The organism is Rhodococcus sp. NPDC056960, from assembly GCF_042674125.1.
GTDB lineage: Bacteria > Actinomycetota > Actinomycetes > Mycobacteriales > Mycobacteriaceae > Rhodococcus_F.
Genome location: NZ_JBHURF010000005.1, coordinates 82,660 through 100,740, shown reverse-complemented (window position 1 = coordinate 100,740; position 18,081 = coordinate 82,660). Strand labels below are relative to the sequence as shown.

Below are 18,081 nucleotides of genomic sequence, written 5' to 3'. Positions count from 1 at the left end.
GAGAAGTCTCCGGATCCGCATACCCCAAAGTGGAGGGCTCATCGTGGCGAGCGTCAACATCAAGCCGCTCGAGGACAAGATCCTCGTCCAGGCCAACGAGGCTGAGACGACGACTGCCTCCGGCCTGGTCATTCCCGACACGGCCAAGGAGAAGCCCCAGGAGGGCACCGTCGTCGCAGTCGGCGAAGGCCGCGTCAACGAGCAGGGCAACCGCATCCCGGTCGACGTCAAGGAGGGTGACACGGTCATCTACTCCAAGTACGGCGGAACCGAGATCAAGTACGCCGGCCAGGAGTACCTGATCCTGTCGGCACGCGACGTGCTGGCTGTCGTCTCCAAGTAAGCCATACGTGATCCGCCCCGGAGTCCCCACAGGATCCCGGGGCGGAGTGCGTTCACGCGCGTAACCCTGAGATCCAGGAGAAGACAGAACACATGTCCAAGCAGATTGAGTTCAACGAGGTCGCACGCCGGTCTCTCGAGCGTGGAGTCGACAAGCTTGCCGACGCGGTCAAGGTGACCTTGGGTCCGCGTGGCCGCCACGTAGTGCTGGCAAAGGCCTTCGGCGGCCCGACCGTCACCAACGACGGTGTCAGCATCGCCCGGGAAATCGAGCTCGAGGACCCGTTCGAGAACCTCGGCGCGCAGCTCGTCAAGAGCGTCGCCACCAAGACCAACGACGTCGCAGGCGACGGCACCACCACCGCGACCGTGCTGGCCCAGGCCATCGTGCGGGGCGGTCTGAAGAACATCGCCGCGGGTGCCAACCCGATGGCACTCGGCATCGGCATCAACGCCGCGGCCGACAAGGTCGTCGAGGCACTGCTCGCCGTCGCGAAGCCGGTGGAGGGCAAGAACTCCATCGCCCAGGTCGCGACCGTCTCCTCGCGCGACGAGGAGATCGGCGAGATGGTCGGAGAGGCGCTCACCCGCGTCGGCACCGACGGTGTCGTCACGGTGGAGGAGTCCTCGACCCTGGCGACCGAGCTCGTGATCACCGAGGGTGTCCAGTTCGACAAGGGCTACCTGTCGCCGTACTTCGTCACGGATCTCGACGCCCAGAAGGCCGTGTACGAGGACGCACTCGTGCTGCTGTTCCGCGAGAAGATCACGTCCCTGCCCGACTTCCTGCCGCTGCTGGAGAAGGTGGCCGAGAGCGGCAAGCCGCTCCTCATCATCGCGGAGGACGTCGAGGGCGAGGTTCTCTCGACGCTCGTGGTCAACTCCATCCGGAAGACCATCAAGGCCGTCGCCGTCAAGGCGCCGTTCTTCGGTGACCGCCGGAAGGCGTTCCTCGACGACCTCGCCGTCGTCACCGGCGGCACGGTCATCAACTCCGACGTCGGCCTCACGCTGAAGGACGCAGGCCTGGACCTGCTCGGCAGCGCACGTCGCGTCGTGGTCAGCAAGGACGAGACCACCATCGTCGACGGCGCCGGAACCGACGACGACATCAAGGGCCGCGTCGCGCAGCTGCGCCGCGAGATCGAGAACACCGACTCCGACTGGGATCGCGAGAAGCTCGAAGAGCGTCTGGCGAAGCTGGCCGGTGGCGTCGCTGTCATCAAGGTCGGCGCAGCCACCGAGACGGACCTCAAGGAGCGCAAGTTCCGTGTCGAGGACGCCGTCAACGCCGCCAAGGCCGCGGTCGCCGAGGGCATCGTCCCCGGTGGCGGTTCCGCCCTCGTCCAGGCGAGCACCGAGCTGGCCGACAACCTCGGTCTGACCGGTGACGAAGGCACGGGCGTCAAGGTCGTGCGCGAAGCCCTGCAGGCGCCGCTGTTCTGGATCGCCAGCAACGCCGGCCTCGACGGGTCCGTCGTGACCAGCAAGGTTGCCGAGCAGCCCAAGGGACACGGTTTCAACGCCGCGACCCTCACCTACGGCGACCTGCTCGCCGACGGCGTCGTCGACCCGGTGAAGGTCACCCGCTCCGCGGTCGTCAACGCGGCCTCGGTCGCGCGGATGATCCTCACCACCGAGAGCGCCGTCGTCGACAAGCCGGCGGAAGAGGAAGAGGCTCAGACCGGTCACGGGCACAGCCACTAGGCTCTGCCGTCGCGCCGGTCGGACAATCCGACCGTTCAGCCGAAGAAACCCCCGTGCGGATCACCGCGCGGGGGTTTCTTCCGTCCGGCCTGCGCCGGATCAGCTCAATTGCAGCACCGCGAACGGATCCGACGTCGGCTGCGGTGACCCGCCGGGCGGCTCGACGGTGACGGCCAGCTTCGACATCGACCCGACGTCGTCGAGGACGACGGGCGTGTTCGACAGGACGTCGGAGGGCGACAGGGTTCCGGCCGGCACCGGCGCATCCCCCGATTCGGGCATCAACCACAGCTGGTACACGGTGTCGGGTGCGGGCGGGGCCACGCCGTCCAGCACGAACACGACGGCGTCCTGCGACCTCGAGTAGCTGGCGGTCGCCGACCCGCCTGCCGCGATCGCACTCGTCGACGAATGCATGTCGGCGGCGTCCATCACCTGCTCCGCCACGGTGGGCGCCGGACCCTCGGTGAGCTGCCGGACGATCACCGTGCCGCCGGCGAGCACGCCGACCGCAGCGGCCGCCGCGACGGCGATCTGCCAGCGACGCCGACGGGATCGGCGCTCGGTCAGCGAGATCGGCCCTGACGGGGAGTGTTCTGCCGGTGTGTGTCCCGGTGCGGACCTCCCGACCTCGGCGAGAAGTCGTGCCCGCACGTACGGCGGGGGGTCGACGGCGCCGACCGCACTCACCACCGCGAACGCTTCGTGGATCCGGCGAACCTCGTCGGTGAACGTGGACCGCGTCCGCTCGTCCGTCGCGGCGAGATCGGTGTCGAGTTCGTGGCGTTCGGTGACGTCGAGCGCGTCGAGCGCATACGGGTACGCCATGCCCACGAGTTCGTCGTTCATGTCACAGCCCTCCCAGGCAGCCGCGCAGCCGCGTCAAACCGTCACGGATGCGCGTCTTGACCGTCGACAGTGCAACCCCCAGCTGGGAGGCGACCTCTCGGTAGGTGCGACCGTCGTAGTACGCCATCGCGACCGACTCGCGTTGCATGTCGGTGAGGGAGTCGAGGCAGGCGAGCACCGACTGATGCTCGAGGCGCCGGGTCACCTCCTCGGTGACGTGGTCGAACGGACCGGCGACGTTGGTGTTCTCGTAGAGTGCCTCGCGGTCGGTGCCCGCCTGCTCGGACCGCACCCGGTCGACCGCCCGGCGGTGCGCGAGCGTCATCAGCCAGGACAGGGCAGAGCCGCGAGCGGGATCGAAATTCGACGCGGTGCGCCAAGCCTGGAGGAAGACTTCCTGTGTCGTCTCCTCGGCGTAACCGGGATCCCGGAGAACGCGCAGCACCATTCCGTGGATCCGGGCGCTCGTCCGGTCGTACAGCTCGGCGAACGCCTCGGCGTCGCCGTTCGCGACCCGGGCCATGGCGTCGGAGAGCTCTGCGGACTCGGTGGCCCGGGCGGTGCGTGCCCCGGTTGCGTCCGCCGGGCACACGTCTTCTGCTGGCAAGTTGCCCTCGTGGTTCGTCACCGACACTCTTCTCGTTTCATCGAGAACCACGGTAGCGTGCATTTCCACTCATCTCTCCCAGCCGGTAGGCATTCGGAGACCGAGTCGCCGTGGATGGGTGGCGAGGGGATCGATGTGATGCGAGGAACCCCCGCGCGGCGGCGAGGGTTCCTCGGTGAGCGTCGTAGTGGGGTCAGACCGCGATCCGGCCGCGCCGGTGACGGGCGTGCATTTCGCGTTCGGTCTCGGACATTCCGCCCCAGATGCCGTAGGGCTCGGACACGCTCAGGGCGTGGTTGCGGCACTGGGCGAGGACTGGGCAGCGTCTGCACATTTCCTTCGCACGGGTCTCCCGCTGTGCGCGGGCCCGCCCACGCTCCCCGTCGGGATGGAAGAACATCGAGGAGTCGACTCCGCGGCACAGTCCGTGCATCTGCCAATCCCAGATATCCGCGTTCGGGCCGGGTAGGTGGTTGGGTGCAGGCATGTGGACTCCTTAGCTGCAAGCTCGCCTCTGGCGACGAGCGGACCGTGGGCTCGAACGCAAGTTCAAGCCACTGAATCATTCACGTCGCTAACCGTAGAGTCGCTTGCGAAATCGCGTCAATAGTTGTTCACAGTGGTGATTTACATATCCCACAAGCTGAAAGTTAACCTGGAAAATATTTACATTCCCGCGGTTCCATGATTCCGTTTCGGGTTGAAAGACCCCGGATCGCGGGTGACGATGTCCGGGTGCCCCAGCCCGCGGAGCCTGAAACCCAGCACCCCTCCGGATCCCCCGACGAGGGACCCACGATCTCGGTATCTGCACTGGCCAGGAAGCTCGGCGTCGCTCCTTCGACGCTCCGTACCTGGGACCGCAGGTACGGCATCGGGCCGTCCGTCCACCTGCAGGGGAGCCACCGCAGATACACGCGGCTCGACGTCGCAAGACTCGAGTGCATGCAACAGGCGTTGGACGGCGGGGCAAACTCTGCCGAGGCGGCGAGATATGCGATTAACGCAATGGCTACATTTTCGTCAGAAAAGGACCCGCGACCGGACGAGGAAAATCTGCATGACAACTCGGTGAACGGAACGAAAACAGACTCGTCGAACCTTTTGTCGGCATTTTCCGGCCTCGGTGACGGCGAGGCCTCGATCCGGAATTTATCGGGAGCGCTGCTGGTACGAGATGTCGTGACCATCCGGCGGATCATCGTGCGGGCGGCCGCGGAGCGGGGTTTCGTTTCGATGTGGACGAGTCTGGTCGTTCCCGTGCTCGAGTGGGCGGACGACGGGAGGAACTCGGAGGCCGCCGCCGCCAGTGTTCGCGTCTTCACCGACTGCGTTGCGGGGATCGTGTCGACGATGACGCTCGACGCGCCCATCGGAGCCGGTGGCCGTGTGCTGCTGGTGCGCGTCCCCGTGGACACCCGAGAAGCGGTGCCCCCCGATCCCTACGGCCTCGAATTCCGGGCGCTGGGCGCAGCGCTCGCCACCGCCTCGGTCGACACGCGGACGGCGCTGCCCGTGTGCCGGTCCGCGCTCCTCGCCGCCGTGACCAACGCCGAGCCGGACGTGATCATCCTGTGGTTGCCGTCGTCCGGATGCGACGTCCCGTCTCTCGTGCGGGCGATCCGCCGCCGCCGCACCGGCCTGACCGTGCTCGCGAGTGGCCCCGGATGCCATGCCCAGGAACTGCCACGGTCGATCGCCGCACTGGGCACCCTCGGCGAGGCCGTCGACGCCGTCCTCGCGGTCACCTGACGCGCGGCCGCCCGGCGCTGCCATGATCTCGCCGGTGCCATAGATCTCGCCGGTGCAATGATTCCGGCGTGCCCGATTCCAGTCACCGTTCCGAAGTCACGACATCGTTGAACCGCGCCGCTTTCGGTGCCGAGCCGGGGGTGAGCCCGCTGCCGGACGCCGACGTTCCGGTCGAGCGCTGGATGCGCGCAGTGGTGTGGGGCGCGCGAGGGCACTACAGCCGGGCCCGTGCCGAGCTGGAGGCGCTGACGAGGGGCGACGACGTCGAACCCGGGGTCGTCTCGCTGGCGTGGAGCACGCAGGCGTCACTGCTGCGCCAGCTCGGCTGGCACCGTCTCGCCTCCGGATTCGACGGCCGGGCCCTTGCGGTGGTCGGAATCGGTTCCGGTGACGACTGCGGCGTCCTCGTCCGCGAAGCCCGCTGCGACGCGCTGACCGGGCTTGCCGCAGACGCCCTGGGATGCGGTCGTCTCGCACTCGGCAGACGCCTCCTCGAACGGTGCGCCGAGCACCTGGACGAGGAACTCGCGGATCGGCTGTGGCGGCAGCGGATCCGCGCCCACTGGGTGAGCGCGGAGCTGTTCCTCGCGGCCGGCGACTTCGCCTCGGCGCGCCGCCACGCCGATACCGCCGCGGAAATTTCGGAGGCCTCCGGATCCGCGCGCCACGACGTCAAATCGGACCTGCTGCGCAGCGCGGCGATGACCGGGGAGCCCGATTCCGGTCCCGCGGCACGGCTCGCCGCCGACGTGCTCGACCGTTGCGACCGGCACGGCCTGATACCTCTGAAGTGGGCAGCTGCGATGTTGCTGGGCGGTGTGACGTCGGACTCACGTGTCCAGGCGGCGCGTGAGGAGTGCGAAGCCCTGATCCGGGCGCGAGGTGGGCGCTTCCGAATCTGACACCGCTGGTCGGGCGGGCTACGGCTCGATTGTGCGCGAATCGGTGTGAATCCCCGCGAATACCGTTCGGTCGGCACCGTTACTCTTGGAGTGTTCCGCTGAGAGCGGGAGCACACCCATCGGGGGAGGTGCCACTGTAACGCCAGGATATCTAGCAACGATGACTAATACGAGCGAGGAGTTGGACTCCGCCGTCGCCGCTGCAACGCAGGGCGACCGGGCCGCTTTAGCTCTGGTCCTGGAAAACATTCGGCCCTTGGTTGTGCGTTACTGCAGAGCCAGGGTCGGTGCTGCGGAGAGGGGACAACTCTCCGCGGACGACGTGGCGCAAGAAGTGTGCCTCGCCGTGATGACGGCCTTGCCTCGCTACGAGGACCAAGGCCGGCCGTTCATGGCATTCGTCTACGGGATCGCCGCGCACAAGGTCGCCGACGCGCATCGGAACTCCGCACGTAACAAGTCGGAGCCCGTCGCCGAAGTACCCGATGTCGTAGCCAACGACGACGGACCCGAACAGAGGGCGCTGGACTCGGAAGCGAGCAGGCAGATGAACGAACTGCTGAGCACGCTGCCGGAGAAGCACCGGGAGATCTTGATCCTCCGCCTCGTGGTCGGTATGTCGGCGGAGGAGACGGCCGCGGCCGTGGGTAGTACTGCGGGAGCTGTCCGCGTGGCTCAACACCGAGCCATCGCGAAACTGAAAAAAGAAGTGACGAGGGCAGGTGAGAGGTTTGGCTAGGGGCATCAAGCGCAACGGCAATCCCGATGCCGATCTCCCAGGAGACGAGGCACCGGTGGACGTCGCGGCAGTGCGCCGTGACGATGCGCTGATCGACGCGATCGCCGGTGGCGGTCCCGTTGCAACGGATTCGCCGGAGCAATACGAGCTCGCGCTTCTGCTGACGAATTGGCGCGCCGACATCGTGGCGACGCCGATGCCGACCGGACCGCTGCTCGACGACGTGATCGCGGCGATCGACGCCTCGGACGCCCGTTCGGCACGCAGCGCTGCCCGCAGCAAGCTCCGCCTGCTGCGACCCATCGCAGGCGCTGCCGCCGCGATCGCGGTCGTCATGGGTGGCGCCACCATCTTCTCGTACAACGCCGAACCGGGCGATCCGCTGTGGAGCGTCAAGTCGGTCGTGTTCAGCCAGCAGGCCGATTCGACCGTCGCGCAGATCGACACCACGTCGCAGCTGCAGGAAGCCGAGCGGCTGATCGCGGTGGGCGACGCCGAGTCGGCACAGCACATGCTGGACAACGCCGCCGGCCGTTCCGGCGGAGTCCGCGACTCCGACCTGCGGAACGAACTCGACGTGTGGCGTGCGAAGCTCGCCGCGGAAGTCGAGAAGATCGCTCCCACCACGCCGCCGACGACGACGTCACCCGGCACCACCACGACGAACGCGCCGGCGCAGACCAACGAGATGCCGGCCACCCTGCCGGGCACCCCGGGTGCCACGACGTTGCCGGGAGTCGGCCCGCTGCCGGGCACGGGCACCCTGCCCACCGATCTGCAGATTCCGGGACTTCCGGCAATCCCGTTGCCGCAACTGCCGCAGTTGCCGACGCTTCCGCCGCCGGAGACGTTGCCGTCGCCGAACCCCGATCCCACGATCATGCAGCTCCCGGTGCTGCCCTCGGACACTCCGGCAACGGAGCCGTCCACCCAGCAGCAGGTCCCGCAGGTGCCGTCGTCGGCACCGCTGCCCACCACGACCACGGTGCCGGTGCCGCCGCCCACCAGTTAGCGGCGCACTCTTCCAGCACGAACGACTGTGGCCCGACACGCGAAGTGTCGGGCCACAGTCGTTTGTATCGGTAGGCGTGCCGGATCAGGCGTCGAAGCCGTCCCCGTGCAGAGCGTCGTTCATCGAGGCGTCGGCGTAGCCACGGCAATAATCCCACGTGACGTAGGCCTCGGGTGTCGGGTCGTAGGCGGGCTCGTGCGGGCGCACGGTGCCGTCGACCAGAAGCTGGAGGAGATTGGCACGGAGCATGTCCCAATCGTGGTAGTGATCTTGCTGGCAGTCTTCGCAGCAGACGACGAGCCCGCGGATCCCACGATGGGCCAGCAGCGCCTCGTACACGGCGAGGTCAGCCAGATCTTCCTCCACGGCGAGACGCTCGTGGGGGTCGAGTGGCTGGCCCGGTTCGATCGCATCGAGAGCTGCGGACGGGTCGGCGGGGTCGCCGGCGAAGGGGTCCGGGGGCAGACCTGGAGGCAGTTGATCGCGCACAGCACCACGGTACGCAGGTCAGCCCGGTCTGCGCCAGCCGTTCGGCGTACGCCCAGCGTGGGTGGGCTCCGTGGTGATCGCGCCGAGCCGATATCATGGTTCCCGGAGCTGGGAATATCGATCGACGCTCCGGACTTTTCCCTGTAAACCGGATCGAAGATCCGACTGTCCACAGACGGCGCCGCGGCGCTGCACCTATGTTCCATGGAGGGCCCGAACCGCATGACAAGTTCAGCAGGGCATGTACACACCGGCGGTGACGACCCGAACAAGGTCGCGATGCTGGGTCTCACGTACGACGACGTCCTGCTCTTGCCGGCGGCGTCGAATGTCATTCCCGGCCAGGTCGACACGTCGAGTCAGCTGACCCGCGACATCCGGCTGCGAGTGCCCCTCGTCAGCTCCGCGATGGACACCGTCACCGAGGCGCGGATGGCCATTGCCATGGCTCGCGCCGGTGGCATGGGCGTCCTGCACCGCAACCTGTCGGTCGAGGCCCAGGCGGGGCAGGTCGAGACGGTCAAGCGGTCCGAGGCGGGAATGGTCACCGATCCGGTCACGTGCAAGCCGTCCGACACCCTCGCCGAGGTGGACGCCAAATGTGCCCGCTTCCGGATCTCCGGACTGCCGGTGACCGATGCGGCCGGGCAACTGGTGGGCATCATCACCAACCGCGACATGCGCTTCGAGGTCGACCAGAATCGGGCCGTGTCCGAGGTCATGACCAAGGCGCCGCTGATCACCGCGCAGGAGGGTGTCACCGCGGAGGTGGCGCTGGGCCTGCTTCGCCGTCACAAGATCGAGAAGCTGCCGATCGTGGACGGGCAGGGCAAGCTCACCGGTCTCATCACGGTCAAGGACTTCGTGAAGACCGAGCAGCATCCGGACGCCACCAAGGACCGCGACGGCCGGCTCCTCGTCGGTGCCGCCGTGGGTGTGGGTGACGAGGCGTGGAGTCGTGCGATGGCTCTCACCGACGCCGGCGTGGACGTCCTCGTCGTCGACAGCGCTCACGGGCACTCGGCCGGCGTCCTGGACATGATCTCGAAGCTCAAGGCCGAGGTCGACGAGCGTGTGCAGATCATCGGCGGCAACGTCGCCACCCGCAGTGGTGCGGCTGCCCTCATCGAAGCCGGTGTCGACGCGGTCAAGGTGGGTGTCGGACCGGGCTCGATCTGCACCACCCGCGTCATCGCCGGTGTCGGCGCCCCGCAGATCACCGCGATCCTCGAAGCGGTCGCCGCGGCGAAGCCGCACGGTGTGCCGGTGATCGCCGACGGCGGCCTGCAATTCTCCGGCGACATCGCGAAGGCGCTGGCGGCGGGCGCATCGACGGCCATGCTCGGTTCGCTGCTCGCGGGCACCGCCGAGTCGCCGGGCGAGCTGATCCTGGTGAACGGCAAGCAGTACAAGAGCTACCGGGGCATGGGGTCGCTCGGCGCGATGCAGAGCCGCGGCGCCGCCAAGTCGTACTCGAAGGACCGCTACTTCCAGGACGACGTGCTGTCCGAGGACAAGCTGGTCCCGGAGGGCATCGAGGGCCGGGTCGCGTTCCGCGGGCCGCTGTCCCAGGTCACGCATCAGCTCACGGGTGGTCTGCGCGCCGCCATGGGCTACACGGGAGCGTCGTCGATCGAGGAGCTGCAGAACGCGCAGTTCGTGCAGATCACGGCCGCGGGTCTGAAGGAGAGCCACCCGCACGACATCACGATGACGGTCGAAGCTCCCAACTACACCGCCCGCTAGCAACCAGTCACGATTCACGAGAAAGGGGCGCGCGTGCGCGACCTCGTTGAGATCGGCATGGGCCGAACAGCCCGACGAACCTATGAGCTGGACGACATCGACATCGTCCCCTCCCGCCGGACCCGCTCCTCCAAGGAGGTGTCGACGGCCTGGCAGCTCGACGCATACCGGTTCGACATCCCGGTGCTGACGCATCCGACCGACGCGCTCGTGTCGCCGTCGTTCGCGATCGAACTCGGCAAGCGTGGTGGCCTCGGGGTCATCAACGGTGAGGGTCTGTGGGGCCGGCACGCGGACGTCGAGGCGAAGCTCGCCGACCTCGTCGCGCTGGCGGAGTCGGACGTCGACGTCGAGGCGCCGATCAAGAAGCTGCAGGAGCTGCATGCGGCGCCGTTGCAGCCGGGTCTCCTCGCCGCCGCGGTCGCGCAGGTCCGTGACGCGGGCGTCACGACCGCGGTCCGGGTGAGCCCGCAGAACGCCCGGGCGCTCACCCCGCTGTTGCTGGAGGCGGGCATCGACCTGCTGGTCGTGCACGGCACGATCATCTCCGCCGAGCACGTCGCCCACGGCGACAGCGAGCCGCTGAACCTCAAGACGTTCATCTCCGAACTCGACGTCCCCGTCGTGGCCGGTGGCGTGAGCGATCATCGCACCGCGCTGCACCTGATGCGCACGGGCGCGGCGGGTGTGATCGTCGGATACGGCTCGACCGAGGGCGCCACCACCACCGGTGAGGTGCTCGGCATCGGACTGCCGATGGCCACGGCCATCGCGGACGCCGCCGCTGCCCGCCGCGACTACCTCGACGAGACGGGTGGGCGCTACGTCCACGTCATCGCGGACGGCAACATCACCTCCTCGGGCGATCTCGCGAAGGCGATCGCCTGCGGCGCGGACGCCGCTGTCCTGGGCGCGCCGCTGGCCGTGGCCGCGGAGGCCCCCGGCGGCGGCTGGTACTGGCCGTCGGCCGCCGCGCATCCGTCGGTCCCGCGCGGGACGATGCTGCCCGTCGCGTTCGGTGAGCGCCCGTCGCTCGACCGGGTGCTGACCGGTCCGTCGGACGACCCGTTCGGCTCCCTGAACTTCGTCGGCGGTCTGCGCCGTTCGATGGCGAAGTCGGGGTACTCGGATCTGAAGGAATTCCAGAAGGTGGGCCTGACCGTCCGCGCCTGAGACTTCCGCTCTCCACCGCTTTCGTCTTCATTCGTCGCCCGATGTCACATCGGTGCAGTTCAACTGCACCGATGAGGCATCGGGCGACGGTCGTTTGCGGGTACCGCGACCGTTTCTGATACCTGGCGTTACAGTTAGGCAACCCTTGTGGCAGCTGTCACAATCGCGGGGTGCATACTGGCGAGTAATAACTCAGGTTTCGTTGGAGGTCGAGTGATGAGCAAGCAGCGCGCAACGGATTACGACGTCCTCATAGTCGGTTCGGGATTCGGTGGCAGCGTCACCGCGCTCCGATTGGTGGAGAAGGGCTACAAGGTCGGCGTCCTCGAGGCGGGCCGCCGCTACGCCGACGCCGATTTCGCGAAGACCAGCTGGGACGTCAAGAAGTTCCTGTGGGCGCCGGCCCTCGGATTCTTCGGCATCCAGCGCGTCCACCTGCTGCGCGACTGCCTGATCCTCGCCGGCGCGGGTGTCGGTGGCGGGTCGCTCAACTACGCCAATACCCTCTACAAGCCGCCGGCCTCCTTCTTCCAGGACAAGCAGTGGTCGCACATCACCGACTGGCACGACGAGCTCACGCCGTACTACGAGCAGGCCCGGAAGATGCTGGGAGTGGTCCAGAATCCGCACATGACCCCCGCCGACGAGATCATCAAGTCGGTCGCCGAGGACATGGGTGTGGGCGACACGTTCATCCAGACCCCGGTCGGTGTGTTCTTCGGTGAAGCGGGCAAGACCGTGCCGGACCCGTACTTCGGCGGCGTCGGCCCCGACCGCACGGGGTGCATCGAATGCGGCGAGTGCATGACCGGATGTCGGCACGGCGCCAAGAACACCCTGCTGAAGAATTACCTGGGTCTCGCCGAGAAGGCGGGCGCCGAGATCATCCCGATGACGACGGTCAGCGGTCTGCGCGAGGCGTCCGACGGAACGTGGGACGTCTTCACCCGCCGCAGCGGTCCGCGGAAGAACCGGAACCGCAGGACGTACACCGCCGCGAACGTCGTGCTGGCCGCGGGAACGTGGGGGACGCAACACCTGCTGTTCGACCAGAAGGAGACGGGCGCGCTGCCCAAGATCTCCGACCGGCTGGGCGTGCTCACCCGCACCAATTCCGAGTCGATTCTCGGCGCCGCCAAGAACAAGGTGGACCCGGCGCTCGAACTCACCAAGGGCGTCGCGATCACGTCGTCGTTCCACCCGACCGCCGACACCCACGTCGAACCCGTGCGGTACGGCAAGGGGTCGAACTCGATGGCCCTGCTGCAGACCCTGCTGACGGACGGCGGCGGGCGGCGGTGGATGACGTTCCTCCGGGAGCTGGCGAAGGATCCCAAGGCGTTGAAGGTCCTCACCCCGTACAAGTGGAGCGAGCGCACCATCATCGCGCTGGTGATGCAGAACCTCGACAACTCCATCACCACGTACACGAAGAAGGGACTGTTCGGCCGGCGCAAGGTCACCAGCAAGCAGGGCCACGGGGAGCCGAACCCGAGCTGGATCCCGGCGGGCAACGAGGCGACCCGCCGCATCGCGGAGAAGATCGACGGCCGCGCGGGCGGAACCTGGGGGGACGTGTTCAACATTCCGCTCACGGCCCACTTCCTCGGCGGATGCACGATCGCGTCGGAGCCGTCGAAGGGCGTCATCGACCCCTACCACCGCGTGTGGGGGTACCCGACGCTGAGTGTCGTCGACGGGTCCGCCGTGTCCGCGAACCTGGGCGTCAACCCGTCGCTGACGATCTCGGCGCAGGCGGAGCGGGCGGCCTCGCTGTGGCCGAACAAGGGTGAAGAGGACCTCCGTCCGGCGCAGGGCGAGGGATACCGGCGCCTGAACCCGGTCGCACCGATCGCGCCGGTCGTGCCCGCGGGCGCCCCCGCCGCCCTGGTGCTGCCGATCGTCGAGATCCGCAGCGGCTCCGCGGTGCCCGACGCGCAGAAGCACGGCGTTGCATAGCGGCAGCGTGGCCGGGTCATGGGGTCGCGCAGACCACGGAGCTGCGCCGATTAGACTGACCCGGTGGCAGATATCGAGCAACAGAGACCGGTCCTCGTCGTCGACTTCGGCGCGCAGTACGCGCAGCTGATCGCCCGGCGGGTGCGTGAGGCGAAGGTCTACTCCGAGGTGGTTCCGCACACCGCGACCGTCGAGGAGATCGCGGCCAAGAATCCCCTCGCCGTGGTGCTGTCGGGCGGTCCGTCGAGCGTCTACGCCGACGGTGCGCCCCAGCTCGATCCGGCGCTGTTCGATCTGGACGTGCCGGTATTCGGTATCTGCTACGGATTCCAGGCCATGGCCGGGGCGCTCGGCGGAACGGTGGCACACACCGGCACCCGTGAGTACGGCCGCACCGACCTGACGGTGCAGGGTGGTCTGCTGCACGACGGCCTGCCGTCCCGTCAGCCCGTGTGGATGAGCCACGGCGACGCGGTCACCGAGGCGCCCGAAGGGTTCGAGGTGACGGCCACGAGCGAGGGCGCCCCCGTCGCCGCGTTCGAGGACCGGGCCCGCAAGCTCGCCGGCGTGCAGTACCACCCGGAGGTCCTGCATTCGCCGCACGGCCAGCAGGTGCTCAGCCGGTTCCTCCACGAGATCGCGGGCATTCCGCCGGCGTGGACGGCCGCGAACATCGCCGACGCCCTCGTCGAGCAGGTCCGCGAGCAGGTCGGCGACGGCAAGGCGATCTGCGGGCTGTCGGGCGGTGTCGACTCCGCTGTCGCCGCGGCGCTGGTGCAGCGGGCGATCGGCGACAACCTGACATGTGTGTTCGTCGACCACGGTCTGATGCGCGCGGGTGAGCGTGCGCAGGTGGAGCAGGACTTCGTCGCCGCGACCGGAGCGAAGCTGATCACGGTCGACGCCGCCGACACCTTCCTCGGCGAGCTGGCCGGTGTCTCCGATCCGGAGACCAAGCGCAAGATCATCGGCCGCGAGTTCATCCGCAGCTTCGAAGGCGCGGTCAGCGACGTGCTGGGCGAGAACGCCGCCCACGGCGACACGGTCGAATTCCTCGTGCAGGGCACCCTGTACCCGGACGTCGTGGAATCCGGTGGCGGCACCGGCACGGCCAACATCAAGAGCCATCACAATGTGGGCGGTCTGCCGGAAGACCTGCAGTTCGCGCTCGTCGAACCGCTGCGGCTGCTGTTCAAGGACGAGGTCCGTGCGGTGGGACGCGAGCTGGGGCTGCCCGAGGAGATCGTGGGGCGCCAGCCGTTCCCCGGTCCCGGGCTCGGCATCCGCATCATCGGCGAGGTCACCCAGGAGCGGCTCGAGATCCTGCGTCACGCGGATTCGATTGCGCGCGAAGAGCTGACAGCCGCCGGGCTGGACGGTCAGATCTGGCAGTGCCCGGTGGTGCTGCTGGCCGACGTCCGCAGCGTCGGTGTGCAGGGTGACGGACGCACGTACGGGCACCCGATCGTGCTCCGCCCCGTGTCGAGCGAGGACGCGATGACCGCGGACTGGACGCGACTGCCCTACGACGTTCTCGAGCGGATCTCCACCCGGATCACCAACGAGGTGCACGACGTCAACCGGGTCGTGCTGGACATCACGAGCAAGCCGCCGGGCACCATCGAGTGGGAGTGACGCACTAGGCGCGGTGAGCGAGTTCGCTCACCGCGCCTCCGCGTAGTGCGTTTCTATTTCCGCCGGTTGGGTGCGAACACGAGCACCAGGCCGACCAGTACCGCGGCCAGCACGAACAGCCAGCGGAACTCGACGTTCGCGAGCGGGTCGAGGGAGAACGGCCCCACGAGCGCCCACCCGCTCACGAGGAGCGCTGCCACCCCGGCGAGGATCAGGAGCGGCGACGGTCGCTTCCGCGTCCGGGTCTGCCCGGTGTCCTGAGTGTCGTCGACGTCATCCACGGTGTACCTCCACACTTCCGAATCGGACATCGGCATTGAGGGTCAGGACGTGACCGTCCGTGCCGTCGACGCCGCCGTCGAGACCCTCCCCGAGGCATTGCGCCTCACCGAACTGGGCGGTGCAGTGGTTGTCGACGTTCATGCCGGGCGGCACCAGCACCACGACCTCACCGAACTGTCCGCTGACGTCGACTGTCTTGTCCTCGGTGAGCGTGACGTTCCGGAGGTCGAGGGTGAAGCTGCCGAATCCACCGGAGTAGGCGGGATCGATCTGGGCTGTCGTCAGCGGCGTCCACGTTCGATCACCCATGTTGTCGCGGCTCAGGTCGAGAGCCCCGACGATCGACGCGAGGATCACGAATCCGATCAGCGGTCCCGCGACGACGAGAAGTCCGTAGCCCTTGCGCAGGAAGCCGCCGATCAGCAGTCCCACGCCGATGACCGCGAGGGCGACGGCCCCGATCCGGCCGGGGTTCAACCAGTCGGACCCGGTGGCGACCGACAACGCCGTCGCCGCGGCCGCGGCGAGAATCGCCAGTCCGATCACCGTGGTGGTCAGGCGCGAGTGCCTGCGCTCCGGTTGTACTGCGGGAGTGACGGTCCTGGCGGGTTCGGGCAGGTCCCAGGCGAACGGGGCGACACCGAGCGGATCCCACGCCGGCGGCCTCGGTTCGAGCGGTGCGAACGGGGCCGATGGTGTATCGACCCGCGGATCGGGGGGTGGTGACTTCTCGAACGACACCGGATCCGTCTGGGCGGCAGCGGTGTCGGGCTTCAGCACCTCGGTGGGGGCGTCGGCCGGGCCCTCGTCCGGGGCGGGCGGAGTGCTCGGCGTGTAGGAGTCGGGAAGCTTCGTGTACGGACCGTACGCGGCCGGACCGTAGGTGCCCGGACCGAACGGGTTGGCGCCGAACTGGCCGGGCGAGAAGCTCGTCCCGGGATACCCGGTCCCGACCCCGGGCGCGACGGCTCCGGTCGGCAGCGGCGGGGGTATCGGCTGCCGTTGGTACAGCAGCCACAGGCCACCGAGCATGAGCGCCATGCTGATCAGTCCGGAGCCGCCGAGGCCGACGCCGAAAGGTCCGACGGTGCTCAGGGCGATCGCCAGCGCGACGAGGAGGACGATGGTCTTGGTGCCCGAGTCGGAGCTGTGACCGCGTCCGACCAGCGACTCCGCGGGCGAGGCCGGGTCGCCCGACTTCGTGAGGGCGAGCCAGCACGCCAGGTAGAGGAGCACGCCGGCACCGCCGAAAATGGTGGACACGACGAACGCGACTCGTATCAGTACGGGATCGACGCCGTAGCGGTAGCCGATTCCGGCACAGACACCGGCGACGTGGCCGCGGCCGGGCAACCGCACCGGTCGGGTCCGCCACAGATCTTGTATCTGCTCTTGGAAGCTCCCATTGCTCATACGACCATCGTTCCGGCCGGCGTGGCGCGCGTACATCGGGAACTACCCTGATCTTTCCGCCCGGGGTGGGCCGTCGCGGGCGTCGAAGTCAGGGTCTGACCCTGATGCCGCCACCCGGGGATCGTGCCAGTATCGAAGGTGTGCACCCAGTGTCGAACACGTCCGCGGCCGCAGTGACCGCGCCGGTACCGCCCGGCGGTGTCGTCATGCCACGGCTCGAACGCCGGGCCGGCGGTCGGATCGTGGGCGGCGTCGCCGGCGGTATCGCAGACCAGCTGGGCGTCGACGTGATGAAGGTGCGGGTCGCGTTCGCGTGCCTGGCCGCACTCGCCGGCGCGGGCATCGTCGGCTACGGGCTGTTGTGGATCTTCACGGCCGCGGGCTCCGACGCCGAGAAGCCCACTGCCTCCGAGCGGCGGCGGGCGTACGGACTGATCGCGATCGGACTGGCCGGCGCATCCGCCCTGTCGTGGCTGTTCAGCGGCCGGGTCGGTGCGGTGATCGCGCCGATCATCGTGGTGGCGGTGGGTGCGGCGCTGGTGTGGCGCGAGTTCGATTCGGAGGGGCCGCGGACCGTCATCGGGTTGCCGCAGCGTCCCACCGTCCTGACGTGGGCCCGGGTGCTCGGCGGCGTGACACTGATCGTGTCCGGTCTCGGCGTGGTGATCCTCGCGCAGGTCGACTTCGACGCGCTGCGGTCGTCGCTGCTGGCCGTGGTCGTCACCCTCGTCGGTGCCGGGTTGCTGACCGTTCCCCTGTGGTTGCGGCTGTGGCGCGCACTCGGGGCGGAACGCGCCGCCAGGATCCGCAACGACGAGCGCGAGGAGATCGCGTCGCACCTGCACGACTCCGTTCTCCAGACACTGGCGCTGATCCAGAAGCAGGCCGATCACCCGCAGGAGGTCGCGCGGCTCGCCCGCGGTCAGGAACGGGAACTGCGGAAGTGGTTGTTCGGCGGGGGAGACACCGACCAGTCGAGTCTCGCGGAGGCGCTGCGCATCATCGCCGGCGAGGTGGAGGACCACCACGGTGTCACGGTGCGACCGGTGACCGTGGGCGACGTGGCACTCGATGTCGAGGGCACCGGCGAGGGACTGTCGAAGGAGAGTTTCACAGCGGTGCTCGGCGCGGCCCGGGAGGCGCTGGTCAACGCGGCCAAGCACTCCGGTGAGACGGACATCAACCTGTTCGCCGAGGCCGAGCGCGAACAGGTCAGCGTGTTCGTCCGGGATCGGGGCGTCGGGTTCGACGTCGACGAGGTGTCCCCGGACCGTCAAGGGCTGGCGAAGTCGATTCGGGGGCGGATCGAGCGCAGAGGCGGGCACGTCGACGTGCGGTCCGCGCCCGGCAAGGGCACCGAGGTGCGAATTCACATGCCGCGGAACGGCCGGACGTGGCCGGGAGCGGGCGGATCCGAGGGCGCGGACGGTGCCGGCGTCGAGGACGTGCCGGCATGAGCGGGAAATCCTGCGAC

At 68.4% G+C, this 18,081-nt stretch carries 17 protein-coding genes and 1 pseudogene; 12 read left to right on the top strand and 6 right to left on the bottom strand.

Annotation, left to right across the window (positions count from 1 at the left end; genetic code table 11):
- The first annotated feature begins 43 nt into the window (after nt 1-43).
- Both groES and groL read left to right on the top strand, forming a co-directional pair.
- Nucleotides 44-343 carry a co-chaperone GroES gene (gene groES, locus ACFTWF_RS09570; RefSeq protein WP_003940763.1) on the top strand — a complete coding sequence of 100 codons (300 nt, stop codon included), beginning with the start codon at nt 44-46 and terminating at the stop codon, nt 341-343.
- Nucleotides 344-435: 92 nt separating this feature from the next.
- Complete coding sequence (groL, locus tag ACFTWF_RS09565; protein ID WP_378460991.1) at nt 436-2,049, top strand: chaperonin GroEL; 1,614 nt, start codon at nt 436-438, stop codon at nt 2,047-2,049.
- Nucleotides 2,050-2,148: 99 nt separating this feature from the next.
- Here the strand turns inward: groL and ACFTWF_RS09560 are convergent, their stop codons facing one another.
- The 3 genes from ACFTWF_RS09560 to ACFTWF_RS09550 all read right to left on the bottom strand — a co-directional run bounded on the left by ACFTWF_RS09560 (nt 2,149) and on the right by ACFTWF_RS09550 (nt 3,992).
- Nucleotides 2,149-2,898 (bottom strand): anti-sigma factor domain-containing protein, encoded by a 750-nt coding sequence (locus ACFTWF_RS09560; protein ID WP_378460990.1) that lies wholly within the window; start codon nt 2,896-2,898, stop codon nt 2,149-2,151.
- A 1-nt stretch (nt 2,899) separates the two neighbouring features.
- Nucleotides 2,900-3,568, bottom strand: coding sequence for a sigma-70 family RNA polymerase sigma factor (locus ACFTWF_RS09555; RefSeq protein WP_378460989.1), 669 nt, complete (start codon nt 3,566-3,568; stop codon nt 2,900-2,902).
- Nucleotides 3,569-3,698: 130 nt separating this feature from the next.
- Entirely contained in the window at nt 3,699-3,992 is a 294-nt protein-coding gene (locus ACFTWF_RS09550; RefSeq protein ID WP_005239766.1) for a WhiB family transcriptional regulator, read from the bottom strand.
- A gap of 197 nt (nt 3,993-4,189) precedes the next feature.
- On the opposite strand from ACFTWF_RS09550, the pseudogene ACFTWF_RS09545 reads away from it, so the two are divergent.
- From ACFTWF_RS09545 to ACFTWF_RS09525, 5 genes and pseudogenes are all read left to right on the top strand, one after another.
- Nucleotides 4,190-4,489 (top strand): annotated as a pseudogene (locus tag ACFTWF_RS09545) (MerR family transcriptional regulator); the annotation flags it as partial.
- Between the two features lie 198 nt (nt 4,490-4,687).
- On the top strand, nt 4,688-5,257 hold the full coding sequence (locus tag ACFTWF_RS09540; protein WP_378461171.1) for a transcriptional regulator: 570 nt from the start codon (nt 4,688-4,690) through the stop codon (nt 5,255-5,257).
- A gap of 68 nt (nt 5,258-5,325) precedes the next feature.
- Nucleotides 5,326-6,159 carry a hypothetical protein gene (locus ACFTWF_RS09535; RefSeq protein ID WP_378460988.1) on the top strand — a complete coding sequence of 278 codons (834 nt, stop codon included), beginning with the start codon at nt 5,326-5,328 and terminating at the stop codon, nt 6,157-6,159.
- A 160-nt stretch (nt 6,160-6,319) separates the two neighbouring features.
- The gene (locus ACFTWF_RS09530; RefSeq protein ID WP_005239770.1) at nt 6,320-6,898 is read left to right on the top strand and encodes a sigma-70 family RNA polymerase sigma factor; all 579 of its coding nucleotides are present in this window, start codon (nt 6,320-6,322) and stop codon (nt 6,896-6,898) included.
- Nucleotides 6,882-7,910, top strand: coding sequence for an anti-sigma-D factor RsdA (locus ACFTWF_RS09525; RefSeq protein ID WP_378460987.1), 1,029 nt, complete (start codon nt 6,882-6,884; stop codon nt 7,908-7,910). Before ACFTWF_RS09530 ends, ACFTWF_RS09525 begins: the two co-directional genes overlap by 17 nt.
- An 84-nt stretch (nt 7,911-7,994) precedes the next feature.
- On the opposite strand, the gene ACFTWF_RS09520 is transcribed toward ACFTWF_RS09525, so the two are convergent.
- Complete coding sequence (locus tag ACFTWF_RS09520; RefSeq protein WP_005239778.1) at nt 7,995-8,399, bottom strand: DUF5319 domain-containing protein; 405 nt, start codon at nt 8,397-8,399, stop codon at nt 7,995-7,997.
- Nucleotides 8,400-8,621: 222 nt separating this feature from the next.
- On the opposite strand from ACFTWF_RS09520, the gene guaB reads away from it, so the two are divergent.
- The 4 genes from guaB (at nt 8,622) to guaA (ending at nt 14,912) form a co-directional block, all read left to right on the top strand.
- Complete coding sequence (guaB, locus tag ACFTWF_RS09515; protein ID WP_005239781.1) at nt 8,622-10,145, top strand: IMP dehydrogenase; 1,524 nt, start codon at nt 8,622-8,624, stop codon at nt 10,143-10,145.
- Between the two features lie 33 nt (nt 10,146-10,178).
- Complete coding sequence (locus ACFTWF_RS09510) at nt 10,179-11,318, top strand: GuaB3 family IMP dehydrogenase-related protein (RefSeq protein ID WP_378460986.1); 1,140 nt, start codon at nt 10,179-10,181, stop codon at nt 11,316-11,318.
- Nucleotides 11,319-11,534: 216 nt separating this feature from the next.
- Complete coding sequence (locus ACFTWF_RS09505) at nt 11,535-13,277, top strand: GMC family oxidoreductase N-terminal domain-containing protein (RefSeq protein WP_378460985.1); 1,743 nt, start codon at nt 11,535-11,537, stop codon at nt 13,275-13,277.
- Between the two features lie 63 nt (nt 13,278-13,340).
- The gene (gene guaA, locus ACFTWF_RS09500; protein WP_378460984.1) at nt 13,341-14,912 is read left to right on the top strand and encodes a glutamine-hydrolyzing GMP synthase; all 1,572 of its coding nucleotides are present in this window, start codon (nt 13,341-13,343) and stop codon (nt 14,910-14,912) included.
- Nucleotides 14,913-14,965: 53 nt separating this feature from the next.
- On the opposite strand, the gene ACFTWF_RS09495 is transcribed toward guaA, so the two are convergent.
- On the bottom strand, nt 14,966-15,193 hold the full coding sequence (locus ACFTWF_RS09495; protein WP_378460983.1) for a hypothetical protein: 228 nt from the start codon (nt 15,191-15,193) through the stop codon (nt 14,966-14,968).
- On the bottom strand, nt 15,186-16,643 hold the full coding sequence (locus ACFTWF_RS09490; protein WP_378460982.1) for a PspC domain-containing protein: 1,458 nt from the start codon (nt 16,641-16,643) through the stop codon (nt 15,186-15,188). The genes ACFTWF_RS09495 and ACFTWF_RS09490 overlap by 8 nt, the downstream gene beginning before the upstream one ends.
- A 68-nt stretch (nt 16,644-16,711) precedes the next feature.
- Here ACFTWF_RS09490 and ACFTWF_RS09485 point away from each other — a divergent pair, with 68 nt between their 5' ends.
- Entirely contained in the window at nt 16,712-18,064 is a 1,353-nt protein-coding gene (locus tag ACFTWF_RS09485; protein ID WP_378460981.1) for a PspC domain-containing protein, read from the top strand.
- Nucleotides 18,065-18,081: the final 17 nt, after the last annotated feature.